This window comes from Pseudomonas sp. R32 (assembly GCF_009866705.1).
In the GTDB taxonomy this organism is placed as follows: domain Bacteria; phylum Pseudomonadota; class Gammaproteobacteria; order Pseudomonadales; family Pseudomonadaceae; genus Aquipseudomonas; species Aquipseudomonas donghuensis.
Genome location: NZ_CP019396.1, coordinates 1861656 through 1875137 on the forward strand (window position 1 = coordinate 1861656; position 13482 = coordinate 1875137).

A 13482-nucleotide genomic window follows, 5' to 3' on the forward strand; every position below is an offset into this window, starting at 1 on the left:
GAGTTAGCCTCGGGCAGGAACAAGAAAGCCCATCCAGCGTCGCTCGGCCAGGCGAAACAGCCCGACCAGCGCGAAGGACAGCAACATGTACAGCAGCGCCGCCGTTCCGAAGGCCTGGAAGGTCAGGAAGGTGGCGGCGTTGGCATCGCGGGCGACCTTGAGGATGTCGGCGATGGTGGCGGTGAAGGCCAGCGAGGTGGCGTGCAGCATCAGGATCAGTTCGTTGCTGTAGGCCGGCAGCGAACGCCGCAGGGCCGCTGGCAGCACCACGAACAGGTTCAGCTTCCAGCCATGCAGGCCATAGGCCTGGGCCGCTTCGATCTCGCCATGGGGGATGTTGCGAATCGCCCCGGCGAAAATTTCCACGGTATAGGCGCAGGTGTTGAGCACGAAGGCCAGCAGGGTGCAGTTCAGCGCGTTGCGAAAGAACTGGTCGAGCAGGGCGTGATCGCGCACCACCTCCAGCCCGTACAGGCCGGTGTAGCAGATCAGCAACTGGATATACAGCGGCGTGCCGCGGAACACGAAGGTGTAGAACTCCACCGGCCAGCGCAGCCACAGGCTGCGCGACACCCGCGCCAGGGCCAGCGGCAACGACAGGAAAAAGCCCAGGACCATGGTGATGACGAACAGCCACAGGGTCATGGCCAGCCCGGACATCCCGGCGCCATCGTTGTAGAGGTAGGCCTGGCCGTATTGCTCAAAGAGTTCGATCATCGTGCCAGCCCCTTGATACCGGTGTTGTAACGCCGCTCCAGGTGCTTGAACAAGCGGTTGGAGAGGGTGGTGATCAGCAGGTACACAAGCCCGGCGATGATCAGAAAGTACAGGGTGTTGTTGGTGGACTTGCCGGCGTTCTGCGCAGCCTTGACCAGGTCGGCCAGGCCAATGATCGACACCAGCGCGGTGGACTTGAGCAGCACCAGCCAGTTGTTGCCAAGGCCCGGCAGGGCGAAGCGCATCAGTTGCGGGAACAGCACCAGGCGAAAGCGTTGCGCGGTGCTCAAGCCGTAGGCCGTGGCGGCCTCCAGTTGTCCGGCTGGGACGCTGAGGATCGCGCCGCGAAAGTTCTCGGTGAAGTAGGCACCATAGATAAAGCCCAGGGTGATGACCCCGGCAGTAAACGGATCGATCTCGAAGTAGTCCCAGCCGAGCAGGTCGGTCAGGTCGTTGAGCCACAGTTGCAGGGTGTAGAAGATCAGCAGGATCAGCACCAGGTCCGGCACGCTGCGAATCAGGGTGGTGTACAGGGTTGCCGGCACCCGCAGCAACGTGTGCCGCGAGAGCTTGGCGCTGGCGCCGAACAGGCCCAGGGCCAGGCTCAGGGCTAGCGACAGCAGCGCCAGTTTCAGGGTCATCCAGGTCCCTTGCAGCAACAGCGGGCCGAAGCCCTGCAAGCTCAGGGCCTGCCAGCCATGGGAGTGAAGGAAGTCGTTCACGGGAAAAATCTCGGTAGGACGCAGGGCAAATGCGACCGTGATCAGCTCAGGGCGAACTGATCACGACGGCACGGCTTACTCGTTGTAGATATCCAGGTCGCCGACGTACTTCTTCTGGATTTCGGCGAAAGTGCCATCGGCGTGCACCGCGGCGATACCTTTGTCGAGCAGGGCCTTGAGCTCGCTGTCGTTCTTGCGCAGGCCCATGGCGATATCCAGTGGCAGGGTCGGGTCCTTGATCGCCGGGCCGCTCTTGAAGTCGGTGCCTTCGGGCTTGGTGAGGAAGTTCAGCTGCGCTTCGAGCTTGTCGGTCAGAGTGGCATCGAGGCGGCCGTTGATCAGGTCGGCATAGTTCTGGTCCTGGGACTGGTAGGCCTTGACCTGGGCCCCCAGCGGCGCCAGCTTGGCGCGGGCGTAGGCTTCCTGCAGCGAGCCTTGCAGTACGCCAACCTGCTTGCCCTTGAGCGATTCTGGGGTGTCGCCGAAATCGGCGTTCTTGCGCACGATGACCGAGGTCGGGCTGAGGAACAGCCGGGCGCTGAAGTCGATCTGTTTCTGCCGCGCCGGGGTCACCGCCATCGACGACATGATCGCGTCGAACTTGCGTGCCCGCAGGGCCGGGATCATGCCGTCGAATTCATTGTGCACCCAGGTGCACTTGACCTGCAGCTTGGCGCAGATGGCGTTGCCCAGCTCGATGTCGAAGCCTTGCAGGCTGCCATCGGCGGCAACGGATTCAAAAGGAGGGTATTCGGGGTAGACGCCGAAACGGATCTCGGTCCATTCCTTGGCCTGCACCGCACTTGCGCACAGTGGCAGGAGCAGCACGCTGAGGAGCTTTCGCAGCGAAGTCATATGAGTATCCCTGAGTTTTATAGTTGATGTAGGGCAGTGGTGCGCTTCTGGTCTTTTAGTGACTCTCGGGTCGGGCTCAGAATGCGCGATGACGACGTTTTTTTTGTGTCGTTTGCGCCGGCGTCGGCTGCCGGATTTTGCTGTTAACGCGTGTATTGCAGCCGAATCGGCTGAAGCACCTCCTGTTTAGGCTTCGCATGCAGCAGTTTCCGATCTGCCGCGCCGTAGCGCAGCAGAATCGGTCGGCCTCAGGCGCGTTTTTTCTGCAGGTTTTCAACCGGTGCGCGCAGCAGCGCGAACAGGTCTTTGGGGTCCTTGAGTTCCGGCACCAGGGCGATCTCGCTGCCGATGTCCAGCGCCCTGGCCACATCCAGCACATAACGCAGCGCCGAGTAATCTTCGAGGGCGAAGCCGACTGAGTCGAACAGGGTCACTTGCTCGGCGTTCTCGCGGCCGGCCACCTGGCCGTTGACCACCTGCCAGAACTCGGTGGTCGGCGAGTCGGCGGGCATTTGCTGGATTTCGCCTTCGATGCGGCTTTGCGGTTCGTACTCGACGATCACCCGCGCGCGTTCGACGATTTCGCGGTGCAGCTCGGTCTTGCCCGGGCAGTCGCCACCGACGGCATTGAGGTGCATGCCCGGCTCGATCATGTCCGGGGTGAGGATGGTGGCGTAGGCCTTGTCGGCGGTCACCGTGGTGACGATGTCGGCACCGCGCACCGCGTCGGCGACGGAGCCGGCGACGCTCACCTTGATTGCCGGGAAGGCGCTGAGGTTGGCCACCAGCTTGGCACTGGCTTGTGGGTCCAGGTCGTACAGGCGGATGTCGTCGATGCCTAGCAGGGCGTGGAAGGCCAGGGCCTGGAACTCGCTTTGCGAGCCGTTGCCGATCAGCGCCATGCTGCGGCTGTCCTTGCGCGCCAGGTAGCGGGCGGCCAGGGCCGAGGTCGCGGCGGTACGGATGGCGGTGGTCAGGGTCATTTCACTGAGCAGTACCGGCGCGCCGGTATCGACGTCGCCCAGAGCGCCGAAGGCCATCACCGTGAGCATGCCGCGCTGGGTGTTTTTCGGGTGGCCGTTGACGTACTTGAAGGCGTACAGGTTGGCGTCGGACACCGGCATCAGCTCGATCACGCCATCGGGCGAGTGGTTGGCCAGGCGTGCGCATTTTTCGAAGTCGTGCCAGCGCAGGTAGTCCTCACGGATGTACTCGGCCATCTCGCTGATGCAGGTGCTCAGGCCTTTGCGGACCACCAGGCGGCTGAGGTCGGTAACGTCGATATAGCGGGTCATGATGAACTCCTTTGTTGTAATCAGTGACGGACGGGCAGGTGCACTTCTGCGAGCATGCAGCGCGCGCTGCCGCCGCCGATGCGCTCGATGTGGTCGATGTTCACCACCACCGGGTGGCTGTGCTGCTCCACCTGCCGGCGTTGTTCGGGCCTGAGCGAGCGCCAGGCACTGCGCGACATCACCAGCAGCGGCTGGCCTTGCTTGTCATGGACTTCAAGCATGTTGCCGGCGAAGCCTTCGAGCTGGTCGAAGTCCAGGGCCAGGATGTCCTTGCCGGTGTCGCGCAGCGAATGCTCCAGGGCGCGGCGTTCATCGGCCTCGGGCAGCGCCTGCAGGCAGACCACCGAGAGCCCGCGGCCGACGCTCATCATCACGTTGCTGTGATAGATCGGTGCCTGGTGGCGGTCGACGGCGTGGAACAGGCACAGGCGATAGTCGAGCTGTTCGGCGAACAGGCGCAGGGCCTGGGTGTGGGTGCGTCCGGAATGGCAGGCGTAGCTGATCCGGTGCTCGCGATCCAGGACCATGCTGCCGGTCCCTTCCAGATACATACTCTGCTGTTCAAGGGGGCTCAGATCGATGGTCTGACGAACGGCAAAACGTTCCTCGAGCACCTTGAGTACGCCCTTGCTGCGCTCCAGGCGGCGGTTCTGGCCTTCCATCGGGTAGAGCACCAGGCTGCCGTCGGCGTGGCTGCTCCACCAGTTGTTGGGGAAGATCGAATCAGGGGTGTGCGGCGCCGGGGTGTCCTGCACCACCAGCACTTCGACGCCGTGCTGGCGCAGGGTGTCGACGTAACCATCGAACTCTTCCAGCGCTTTCTGCTGTGCCTGCTCCGGCTCGAGCAGGGCCTGCTGGAAGCGGTTGTTGAGGGCGGTATCCGGGTTGAAGGCGAACCGCGCCGGGCGGATCATCAAGACTGTATTTGTTGTTTGCATCGAGGCACGCATCCGGGGTTGGCTGTGTGCTTATTGTCGACCTGATCAATGATAAATCCCGGCTGAAGCGCGTTGGGCGCTCAGCCGGTAAAGCTGAAGTAGTGGGTTAGACAGCGGAATCTGCTGTGACGACTCAAGGTGGGTCTTGCTTAAAGGCCCGCAGCTGCCGCGCCAGGCTCAGCACGGCCAGTAAGCTGGCGCCGAACCCCCTCATGACACCTGGCCATTGAGCAGCAGATCGGGCACCGGCTGGCCCTCGATCAGGTGTTCGCGCACCAGCCGTTGCGCGTCTTCGGCGTTGGCCACCCGGTACCAGCAACGGTCCGGATACACCGTCAGCACTGGGCCGAGGTTGCAGGGGAACTGGCAATGGCTGCGGGTCAGCAGCACGCCGTCAGTGGTTTCGATACGATTGGCCACCAGCAGCTCGCGGCGCAGGATTTTCCACAGCGGCAGGGCACCGCGTTGCACGCAGCGAGGGCCGGTGCAGAGCATCACGTGGCGGGTATGCTCGGGGATCTGCGACCACTCGGGCTTGCTCTGGATTTCATCTTCGGCGACGCGGCCGCGGCGACGCTTGGGGGTTGTTGCTGTCATGGACTTCTCGAAAAACATTCGCGAAGCGCACAGGAGGGCCCCAGCCAACACGCGCCAGGCAGCCGGCTCGTGCCCGCCCTCCGCAGGTTTGCCTAAATGACTGCATGCAGTCGTGGGGCTTCAGGCCGGTCTCCGGGCTTGCGAGGCTTGAAGCCATTCGCCTTCCCATGCCTGTGGGCACAGTGGCGGGTTGAATGCTTCACTCGCTTACCGTTGCGGGGGCAGCGCCGGACTGGTCGATAACGACGCACCGGCTTCCCGTTTCACCTGACGCACGGCGGCGGCAGGCACCTGAAACTGGCAGGCATCTGACCATCAGCCCAGGCGTTCGTCAACTGTGCCGGCCTGGCCCTGGGCGTGCAGCCGCTTGTACAGGGTGGTGCGGCTGATGCCCAGGGCCCGGGCCAGGGCCGAGATATTGCCGTTGAGGCCTTGCAGGCACTGGCCGAGGTCGTCAGCGCTAGCTGGCGGCGGCAACACGGGGGGCTGCGGCCTGGAGGCGGGCAGGTCGGCAAAGAAACTGTCCGGCAGATGCTCCACAGCAATCGGCCGCCCGCCCGCCAGCGCCAGCGCCACCTGAAGCACGCTGGCCAGCTGGCGCAGGTTGCCCGGCCAGGGATGCTGGAGCAGCAGTTCCAGCACCTTGCCGGGCAGTTGCGTCGGCGCCCCGGGCTCGCGGTACTGCTGGTGGAGCTGCTCGATCAGGGCCAGGCGGTCGCTGCGTTCGCGCAAGGGCGGTAGCATCAGGCTGAGACCGGCGATGCGGTAGTACAGGTCCTGGCGAAAGTGGCCCAGGCGTACTTGGTCGGCGAGGTTCTGGTTGGTCGCCGAGACCACGCGGATATCCACCGGGATCGGTTCACCACTGCCCAATGGCTGGATGTTGCGGGTCTGCAGAAAACGCAGCAGGCGTGCCTGGGTCGGCAGCGGCATGTCACCGATTTCATCGAGAAACAGGATGCCCCGGTCGGCCTTGCGGATCAGGCCGATGTTGCCCTTGTGATGGGCGCCGGTGAACGCGCCTTTCTCGTAGCCGAACAGCTCCGACTCGACCAGCTCGGCCGGAATCGCTGCGCAGTTCACCGCAATCAACGGCTGGCCGGCGCGGCTGCTGGCGCGGTGCAGGGCATTGACGAAAACTTCCTTGCCGGCTCCGGTTTCGCCCTCGATCAATAGCGCAATGTCCTTTTCCAGCAACAACCCGGCCTGCTGCAGGGCCTTGTCGATACGCGGGTCGCAGGTGGTTTGTGCATGGCTGACCGGTGTGGCCCGCGGGGTTTGGGTGGGGGCATGCAGCAGGCAATGAAAACGGTTGCGCCCGGTCACCTGCACGGCGAACGGTTGCTCTGCGCTGTGGCCGAGCAGTTGCACCAGGGGCGTCCTGAACAACTGCTCCAGGTTCAGTTGCAACGGATTCTGGCCGAGCAAACTGTCGGCCCGGCGATTGGCCGCCAGCACCCGGCCCTGGTCATCGAACACCAGCAGCCCGGCCCATTGGCTGTCGAGGTTGTTGGCGCCGGTATTGAAGCTCAGTTGCCGGTAATCCCCGGCAAAGCGCGCCAGGATCAGGCGGTTCTCCAGGCTTTGGCTCATCATCCGCACCAGGCCCTGGGTTTGCGCCGCCGGCAGGTAGCTGTCGCTGGACACATCGAGTACGCCGATCAACTGGCGCTCGGCGTCGAACAAGGGGGCGGCGGCGCTGGCCATGAAGCGGTTGAGCTTGAGGAAGTGCTCGTCCTGGCTGACATGCACCGCCTCGCCGGTAGCCAGGGCGGTGCCGATGGCATTGGTGCCCACCCCTTGTTCCCGCCAGCAGGCGCCGGCGACAAAGCCGTGGCGCTGACGCGGCTCGATAAAGCGGCGGGTGCCCCAGGCATCGAGCAACTGGCCCAGATGGTCGCTGAGCATGATCAGGTAACTGGAGTTGCCGAGCAGGTGCGCGTATTGCGGCAGCACCTCGTCGCGGGTGGTGCCCAGCAGTGAATGCTCGCGTTCGAGCAGTTCGCTGACCTGGGCGGCGGATGCTTCGCCGAACTGCGGTTGTGACTGGTGATCCAGGCCGTAGGCGCGGCAGCGCTGCCAGGAGGCCTGGATCAGTTGCGCATGGGCGCTGGTGGATGCGGCCATGGCCCCGTCCTCTGCCGGTGGCAGTGTTGTTGTTTTTGTCTGATCCAGTGTTGTTCAGTCCTGTTCATTGTCAATGTCGCGGCTGTTCAACTGTGCAGCGAAAGCTGTTCATTTCTGTTCAGGTGTGAACCCTGGCCATCGGTCAATTCGCTGAAATGCTTTTGCCGGCAAAGGCTTGGCAACCGCTGGCACGAATCTGGCTCTGCCTTATGCGCCTGCTCGATAACAACAAGAAGGCCGCGCCATGTCGCTCACGCTCGAACATGTCAGCCGTACCGTGGATAACCAGGTGTGCATCGACGATGCCTGCCTGAGCTTCGAGCCCGGCTCGTTCAATGTGCTGCTCGGCCGCACCCTGGCCGGCAAGACCAGCCTCATGCGCCTGATGGCCGGGCTTGATCGGCCGGACCGTGGCCGGGTGCTGATGAATGGCGAAGATGTCACCGGCCGCCCGGTACGCCAGCGCAATGTGTCGATGGTCTATCAGCAGTTCATCAACTACCCGACCCTGAGCGTGTTCGAGAACATTGCCTCACCCTTGCGCCAGGCGCGCATGGCCGAAGCGCTGATCCGCGAGAAAGTCCAGCAGACCGCGCAGATGCTGCGTATCGAGCCGTTTCTGCAACGCTTGCCGCTGGAGCTGTCGGGCGGTCAGCAGCAACGCACGGCCATGGCCCGGGCACTGGTCAAGGACGCCGAACTGATCCTGTTCGATGAACCGCTGGTGAACCTCGACTACAAGCTGCGCGAAGAGCTGCGCCAGGAGATGCGCGAGCTGTTCGCCGCCCGCCATTGCATTGCCGTGTACGCCACCACCGAACCCAACGAAGCCTTGGCCCTGGGCGGCACCACCACCATCCTCCATGAAGGGCGCATCGTGCAGAGCGGGCCCACTGCCCAGGTCTATCACCAGCCGCGCACAGTGCTGGCCGCCGAGCTGTTTTCCGAGCCGCCAATCAATCTGATGCCCGGGCGTATCAGCGGCAATGAGGTGAGTTTTGCCGGTGCCGTGCATTTCGCCATGAACGCCGATCTGCGCCGCATTGGCGATGGCGACTACCGCTTCGGCGTGCGCCCGAGCCATATCAGCCTGGTGCCGTCCAACGACGATGACCTGGAGCTGGCAGTGCTGGTGGAACTGGCGGAAATCAGCGGCTCGGAAACCTTCCTGCATGTGCGCAACGAGCACTTTCGCCTGGTCCTGCACCTGCCCGGCGTGCACGAGTACCACGTCGATGCGCCGATCCGGGTGTTCATCCCCACCCACAAGCTGTTTGTCTTCGACACCGCCGGGCAACTGGTGCAGGCGCCGGGCCTGCGTGAAGCGAGGGTCGCCTGATGGCCGAGATTCGCCTGCAACAGCTGGCGCACAGCTACAGCCGTGACCCGCAGGGCGCTGACGACTATGCCTTGCGCGAGCTCGAACATGTCTGGGAGCAGGGCGGTGCTTATGCCTTGCTCGGGCCTTCGGGGTGCGGCAAATCCACGTTGCTCAATATCATTTCCGGGCTGCTCAGCCCGTCCCAGGGCCAGGTATTGTTTGATGGCAAGGTGGTCAACGCGCTGTCGCCGCAGGCACGCAACATCGCCCAGGTGTTTCAGTTCCCGGTGGTCTACGACACCATGACAGTGTTCGACAACCTGGCCTTTGCGCTGCGCAACCAGGACCTGGATGAAGCGCGCATCGGCAAGAAGGTGGCAGAGATCGCCGAGGTGCTCGACCTGGGTAACCTGTTGAAGAAGAAAGCCCGCAACCTCAGCGCCGATGAGAAGCAGAAGGTCTCTATGGGCCGCGGCCTGGTGCGCGACGACGTCTCGGCGATCCTCTTCGACGAGCCGCTGACGGTGATCGACCCGCACCTTAAATGGAAGCTGCGGCGCAAGCTCAAGCAGATCCATGAGCAGTTCAACATCACCATGATCTACGTCACCCACGATCAGCTCGAAGCCTCGACCTTCGCTGACAAGATCGCGGTGATGTATGGCGGGCAGATCGTCCAGTTCGGCACCCCCCGCGAGTTGTTCGAACGGCCGCGCCACACCTTTGTCGGCTACTTCATCGGCAGCCCGGGGATGAACCTGATCCCGGTGCAGGTGCAGCCCGGCGGGGTCGGCTTTGCCGGCATCCATCTGCCATTGCCTGGGGATCTGCAGGAGCGCCTGGCGGCGAGCAACACCACGCACCTGCAGGTGGGCATCCGCCCGGAATTCGTCCAGGTCTGGGACGCGCCGTTCGACGAAGGCTTCAGCGCCAGGGTGGTGGATGTCGAAGACCTGGGGACCTACAAGATCCTCACCCTCGACCTGCAGGGCGTGCCGCTCAAGGTGCGCCTGGGCGAGGACCGTGCGCTGCCCGAAGGCCAGGCCTGGATCAGTTTTCCGGCGCAGTGGCTGATGCTCTATGCCGATGACGTGCTGCTGGAGGCCCGGCCATGAACAAGGTGCCCAACAACAAGGCCTGGTGGCTGGTGCTGCCGGTGTTTTTGCTGGTGGCCTTCAGCGCCGTGGTACCGATGATGACCGTGGTCAACTACTCGGTGCAGGACATTTTCGACCAGTCCAGCCGCTACTTCGTTGGCGCCGACTGGTACCGCCAGGTGCTGCAGGACCCGCGCCTGCACGACTCCCTGCTGCGCCAGTTCATCTACTCGGCCTGCGTGCTGCTGATCGAAATCCCCCTGGGGATCGCTATCGCCCTGACCATGCCGACCAAGGGCCGCTGGTCGTCCTTGTGCCTGATCGTCATGGCCATTCCGCTGCTGATCCCGTGGAACGTGGTCGGCACCATCTGGCAGATTTTCGGCCGCGCCGATATCGGCCTGCTCGGTGCTTCACTCAACCAGCTGGGCATCAACTACAACTATGCCGCCAACACCATGGACGCCTGGGTCACGGTGCTGGTGATGGACGTCTGGCACTGGACCTCGCTGGTGGCGCTGCTGTGTTACTCCGGCCTGCGCGCAATCCCCGACGTGTATTACCAGGCGGCGCGCATCGACCGCGCTTCGGCCTGGGCGGTGTTCCGGCATATCCAGTTGCCGAAGATGAAGAACGTGCTGTTGATCGCGGTGATGCTGCGCTTCATGGACAGCTTCATGATCTACACCGAGCCGTTCGTGCTCACCGGTGGCGGGCCGGGCAATGCCACCACCTTCCTCAGCCAGACCCTGACGCAGATGGCGGTCGGGCAGTTCGACCTGGGACCTGCGGCGGCGTTCTCGCTGGTTTACTTCCTGATCATTCTGCTGGTGTCGTGGCTGTTCTATACCGCCATGACCCACGCCGACAAACAGTAGGGGCCGCCCATGAATCTGCGCAAGACGCTGCCGCTGCTGCTGTACATCCTGTTCCTGCTGGTACCGATCTACTGGCTGCTGAACATGTCGTTCAAGAGCAACACCGAGATCCTCGGTGGCCTGACCCTGTGGCCGCAGAACTTCACCTTCGACAACTACCGGGTGATCTTCACCGACCCCAGTTGGTACAGCGGCTACATCAACTCGCTGTACTACGTGTGCCTGAACACGGTGATCTCCCTGAGCGTGGCATTGCCGGCAGCCTATGCCTTCTCGCGCTACCGCTTTCTTGGCGACAAGCACCTGTTCTTCTGGCTGCTGACCAACCGCATGGCGCCACCGGCAGTGTTTCTCCTGCCGTTCTTCCAGCTGTATTCGTCCATCGGCCTGTTCGATACGCACATTGCCGTGGCATTGGCCCACTGCCTGTTCAACGTTCCGCTGGCGGTGTGGATTCTCGAAGGCTTCATGTCCGGAGTACCGAAGGAAATTGACGAAACCGCCTACATCGACGGCTACAGCTTCCCGCGGTTCTTCGTGAAGATCTTCGTGCCGCTGATTGGCTCCGGCATTGGCGTCACGGCGTTTTTCTGCTTCATGTTTTCCTGGGTCGAACTGCTGCTGGCACGCACCCTGACCTCGGTGAACGCCAAGCCGATTGCCGCGGTGATGACCCGAACGGTGTCGGCCTCGGGGATCGACTGGGGCGTGCTGGCCGCTGCCGGGGTACTGACCATTCTGCCGGGCATGCTGGTGATCTGGTTTGTCCGTAACCATGTCGCCAAGGGCTTTGCCCTGGGCCGGGTCTGAGGAGCGCGCTATGGACTGGATGGCCTGGACTTTGCCAACAGCGATCTTCTTCGCCTCGATCGGCCTGTTGCTGCTGGGCATGACGCTGCATGAGCTGCGTCGGCCGTGCGTCGAGCGTCGTGGTTTTCTGCCGATCGCCACCAGCCGTGGTGACCGGTTGTTCATTGGTTTGCTGGTCAGCGCTTACCTGCACCTGCTGGTAATCGGGCTCAGCGACTGGAACCTGTGGGTAGCCTCGCTGCTGTCCCTGGCCTGGCTGTTGGTGGTGATGCGCTGGGGTTAGCCGAGGGCAATCGGCACGGCTCCGGGAAAATACTCAATCGGGAGATCACAATGTTCGACAACAACAAGAACCGGCGACATTTGACCCTGGCAGCCCTGCTGGTGCTTGGCAGCTTTCACGCCAGTGCCTGGGCCGATGCCTATGAAGATGCCGCCAAGAAGTGGATCGGCAGCGAGTTCAAGCCTTCGACCCTGACTCCCGAGCAGCAGCTTGAAGAGTTGAAGTGGTTCATCAAGGCGTCCGAGCCGTTTCGCGGGATGAAGATCAACGTGGTGTCGGAAACCATCGCCACCCATGAGTACGAGGCCAAGGTGCTGGCCAAGGCTTTCAGCGAGATCACCGGGATCAAGCTGACCCACGACTTGCTGCAGGAAGGCGACGTGGTGGAAAAACTGCAGACACAGATGCAGTCGGACAAGAATATCTACGACGGTTGGGTCAATGATTCCGACCTGATCGGTACCCACCTTCGCTATGGTAAGACCGAATCCATCACCGACCTGATGGCCAACGAAGGCAAGGACTACACCTCGCCGACCCTGGACCTTAAGGACTTTATCGGCATCTCCTTCACCACCGCGCCGGACGGCAAGATCTATCAACTGCCTGACCAGCAGTTCGCCAACCTCTACTGGTTCCGCGCCGACTGGTTCGACCGCCCCGACCTCAAGGCCAAGTTCAAGGAAAAGTACGGCTACGAGCTGGGCGTGCCGGTGAACTGGTCGGCCTATGAAGACATCGCCAAGTTCTTCAGCGAGGACGTCAAGGAAATCGACGGCAAGCGCGTTTACGGGCACATGGACTACGGCAAGAAAGACCCGTCGCTGGGCTGGCGCTTCACCGATGCCTGGTTCTCCATGGCCGGTGGTGGCGACAAGGGCCTGCCCAACGGCTTGCCGGTGGATGAATGGGGCATTCGCGTCGAAGACTGCCACCCGGTCGGCTCCAGCGTTACCCGTGGCGGCGACACCAATGGCCCGGCTGCGGTCTACGCCACGCAAAAATATGTCGACTGGATGCGCGCCTATGCGCCGCCAGAGGCCCAGGGCATGACTTTCTCCGAATCCGGGCCGGTGCCGTCCCAGGGCAACATCGCCCAGCAGATCTTCTGGTACACCGCCTTTACCGCCGACATGACCAAGCCAGGCCTGCCGGTGATGAACGCCGACGGCACGCCGAAGTGGCGCATGGCGCCATCGCCCAAGGGGCCGTACTGGGAGGAGGGCATGAAGCTTGGCTATCAGGATGCCGGCTCCTGGACCTTCCTCAAGTCGACGCCAGAGAAGCAGCGCCTGGCCGCCTGGCTATACGCCCAGTTCGTTACCTCCAAGACCGTCTCGCTGAAAAAGACCATTGTCGGGCTGACGCCGATCCGCGAGTCGGACATCAACTCCCAGGCCATGACCGATCTTGCGCCCAAGCTCGGTGGGCTGGTGGAGTTCTACCGCAGCCCGGCGCGGGTGCAATGGACTCCGACCGGCACCAACGTGCCGGACTACCCGCGGCTGGCGCAGCTGTGGTGGAGCCATATCGCCGAAGCGGCGAGTGGCGAGAAGACCCCGCAAGAGGCGCTGGATGGCCTGGCCAAGGATCAGGACCGCATCCTCGAACGTCTGGAGCGCTCCAAGGCTCAGGCGACTTGCGCACCCAAGCTGAACAAGGAACGTGATGCCCAGTACTGGTTCGACCAGCCGGGGGCACCGAAGCCGAAACTGGCCAACGAGAAGCCCAAGGGCGAGACCGTGAGCTACAGCGAACTGCTCAAATCCTGGGAGGCTGCACGCAAGTAACCACGCAGGTTGTGTGTAGGAGCGGGCTTGACCCGCGATGAGGCCCTGACGC

General features: G+C 63.0%; 13 protein-coding genes and 1 riboswitch. Of the genes, 6 read left to right on the plus strand and 7 right to left on the minus strand.

The features are described 5' to 3' along the window. Window positions 1–3: 3 nt before the first annotated feature. The 7 genes from PspR32_RS08515 to PspR32_RS08545 all read right to left on the minus strand — a co-directional run bounded on the left by PspR32_RS08515 (window position 4) and on the right by PspR32_RS08545 (window position 7251). A complete protein-coding gene (locus PspR32_RS08515) occupies window positions 4–717 on the minus strand; it encodes an ABC transporter permease (RefSeq protein ID WP_010224630.1) in 714 nt (237 codons plus the stop codon). After that, window positions 714–1439 (minus strand): ABC transporter permease, encoded by a 726-nt coding sequence (locus tag PspR32_RS08520; RefSeq protein ID WP_010224629.1) that lies wholly within the window; start codon window positions 1437–1439, stop codon window positions 714–716. Before PspR32_RS08520 ends, PspR32_RS08515 begins: the two co-directional genes overlap by 4 nt. Window positions 1440–1514: 75 nt before the next feature. Further along, window positions 1515–2294 (minus strand): ABC transporter substrate-binding protein, encoded by a 780-nt coding sequence (locus PspR32_RS08525; protein ID WP_010224628.1) that lies wholly within the window; start codon window positions 2292–2294, stop codon window positions 1515–1517. Between the two features lie 248 nt (window positions 2295–2542). Further along, window positions 2543–3589 (minus strand): ornithine cyclodeaminase, encoded by a 1047-nt coding sequence (locus tag PspR32_RS08530; RefSeq protein ID WP_159388313.1) that lies wholly within the window; start codon window positions 3587–3589, stop codon window positions 2543–2545. Between the two features lie 20 nt (window positions 3590–3609). Then, window positions 3610–4527 carry a citrulline utilization hydrolase CtlX gene (gene ctlX / locus PspR32_RS08535; protein WP_036994469.1) on the minus strand — a complete coding sequence of 306 codons (918 nt, stop codon included), beginning with the start codon at window positions 4525–4527 and terminating at the stop codon, window positions 3610–3612. A 210-nt stretch (window positions 4528–4737) separates the two neighbouring features. Further along, entirely contained in the window at window positions 4738–5124 is a 387-nt protein-coding gene (locus PspR32_RS08540) for a (2Fe-2S) ferredoxin domain-containing protein (protein ID WP_159388314.1), read from the minus strand. A gap of 106 nt (window positions 5125–5230) precedes the next feature. After that, a riboswitch (cobalamin riboswitch) is annotated at window positions 5231–5434 on the minus strand. 5 nt (window positions 5435–5439) lie between these two features. Continuing rightward, complete coding sequence (locus tag PspR32_RS08545; RefSeq protein WP_159388315.1) at window positions 5440–7251, minus strand: sigma-54-dependent Fis family transcriptional regulator; 1812 nt, start codon at window positions 7249–7251, stop codon at window positions 5440–5442. A gap of 244 nt (window positions 7252–7495) precedes the next feature. On the opposite strand from PspR32_RS08545, the gene PspR32_RS08550 reads away from it, so the two are divergent. The 6 genes from PspR32_RS08550 to PspR32_RS08575 are packed head-to-tail and all read left to right on the plus strand — an operon-like array spanning window position 7496 to window position 13430. Further along, entirely contained in the window at window positions 7496–8590 is a 1095-nt protein-coding gene (locus PspR32_RS08550) for an ABC transporter ATP-binding protein (RefSeq protein WP_010224620.1), read from the plus strand. Beyond that, entirely contained in the window at window positions 8590–9687 is a 1098-nt protein-coding gene (locus PspR32_RS08555; RefSeq protein ID WP_159388316.1) for an ABC transporter ATP-binding protein, read from the plus strand. Before PspR32_RS08550 ends, PspR32_RS08555 begins: the two co-directional genes overlap by 1 nt. Beyond that, window positions 9684–10547, plus strand: a complete 864-nt coding sequence (locus PspR32_RS08560) for a carbohydrate ABC transporter permease (RefSeq protein ID WP_010224616.1) — start codon at window positions 9684–9686, stop codon at window positions 10545–10547. Before PspR32_RS08555 ends, PspR32_RS08560 begins: the two co-directional genes overlap by 4 nt. A 9-nt stretch (window positions 10548–10556) precedes the next feature. Beyond that, window positions 10557–11357, plus strand: a complete 801-nt coding sequence (locus tag PspR32_RS08565; protein WP_010224614.1) for a carbohydrate ABC transporter permease — start codon at window positions 10557–10559, stop codon at window positions 11355–11357. Window positions 11358–11367: 10 nt separating this feature from the next. Further along, complete coding sequence (locus tag PspR32_RS08570; RefSeq protein ID WP_010224612.1) at window positions 11368–11640, plus strand: DUF2160 domain-containing protein; 273 nt, start codon at window positions 11368–11370, stop codon at window positions 11638–11640. Between the two features lie 50 nt (window positions 11641–11690). Next, complete coding sequence (locus PspR32_RS08575) at window positions 11691–13430, plus strand: ABC transporter substrate-binding protein (RefSeq protein WP_036994421.1); 1740 nt, start codon at window positions 11691–11693, stop codon at window positions 13428–13430. The last annotated feature ends 52 nt before the right edge of the window (window positions 13431–13482 follow it).

Coding starts and splice junctions, on each gene's coding strand:
- PspR32_RS08515 (WP_010224630.1), bottom strand. CDS start 717: ATGATCGAACTCTTTGAGCAATACGGCCAGGCCTACCTCTACAACGAT.
- PspR32_RS08525 (WP_010224628.1), bottom strand. CDS start 2,294: ATGACTTCGCTGCGAAAGCTCCTCAGCGTGCTGCTCCTGCCACTGTGC.
- PspR32_RS08530 (WP_159388313.1), bottom strand. CDS start 3,589: ATGACCCGCTATATCGACGTTACCGACCTCAGCCGCCTGGTGGTCCGC.
- ctlX (WP_036994469.1), bottom strand. CDS start 4,527: ATGCAAACAACAAATACAGTCTTGATGATCCGCCCGGCGCGGTTCGCC.
- PspR32_RS08540 (WP_159388314.1), bottom strand. CDS start 5,124: ATGACAGCAACAACCCCCAAGCGTCGCCGCGGCCGCGTCGCCGAAGAT.
- PspR32_RS08545 (WP_159388315.1), bottom strand. CDS start 7,251: ATGGCCGCATCCACCAGCGCCCATGCGCAACTGATCCAGGCCTCCTGG.
- PspR32_RS08550 (WP_010224620.1), top strand. CDS start 7,496: ATGTCGCTCACGCTCGAACATGTCAGCCGTACCGTGGATAACCAGGTG.
- PspR32_RS08555 (WP_159388316.1), top strand. CDS start 8,590: ATGGCCGAGATTCGCCTGCAACAGCTGGCGCACAGCTACAGCCGTGAC.
- PspR32_RS08560 (WP_010224616.1), top strand. CDS start 9,684: ATGAACAAGGTGCCCAACAACAAGGCCTGGTGGCTGGTGCTGCCGGTG.
- PspR32_RS08565 (WP_010224614.1), top strand. CDS start 10,557: ATGAATCTGCGCAAGACGCTGCCGCTGCTGCTGTACATCCTGTTCCTG.
- PspR32_RS08570 (WP_010224612.1), top strand. CDS start 11,368: ATGGACTGGATGGCCTGGACTTTGCCAACAGCGATCTTCTTCGCCTCG.
- PspR32_RS08575 (WP_036994421.1), top strand. CDS start 11,691: ATGTTCGACAACAACAAGAACCGGCGACATTTGACCCTGGCAGCCCTG.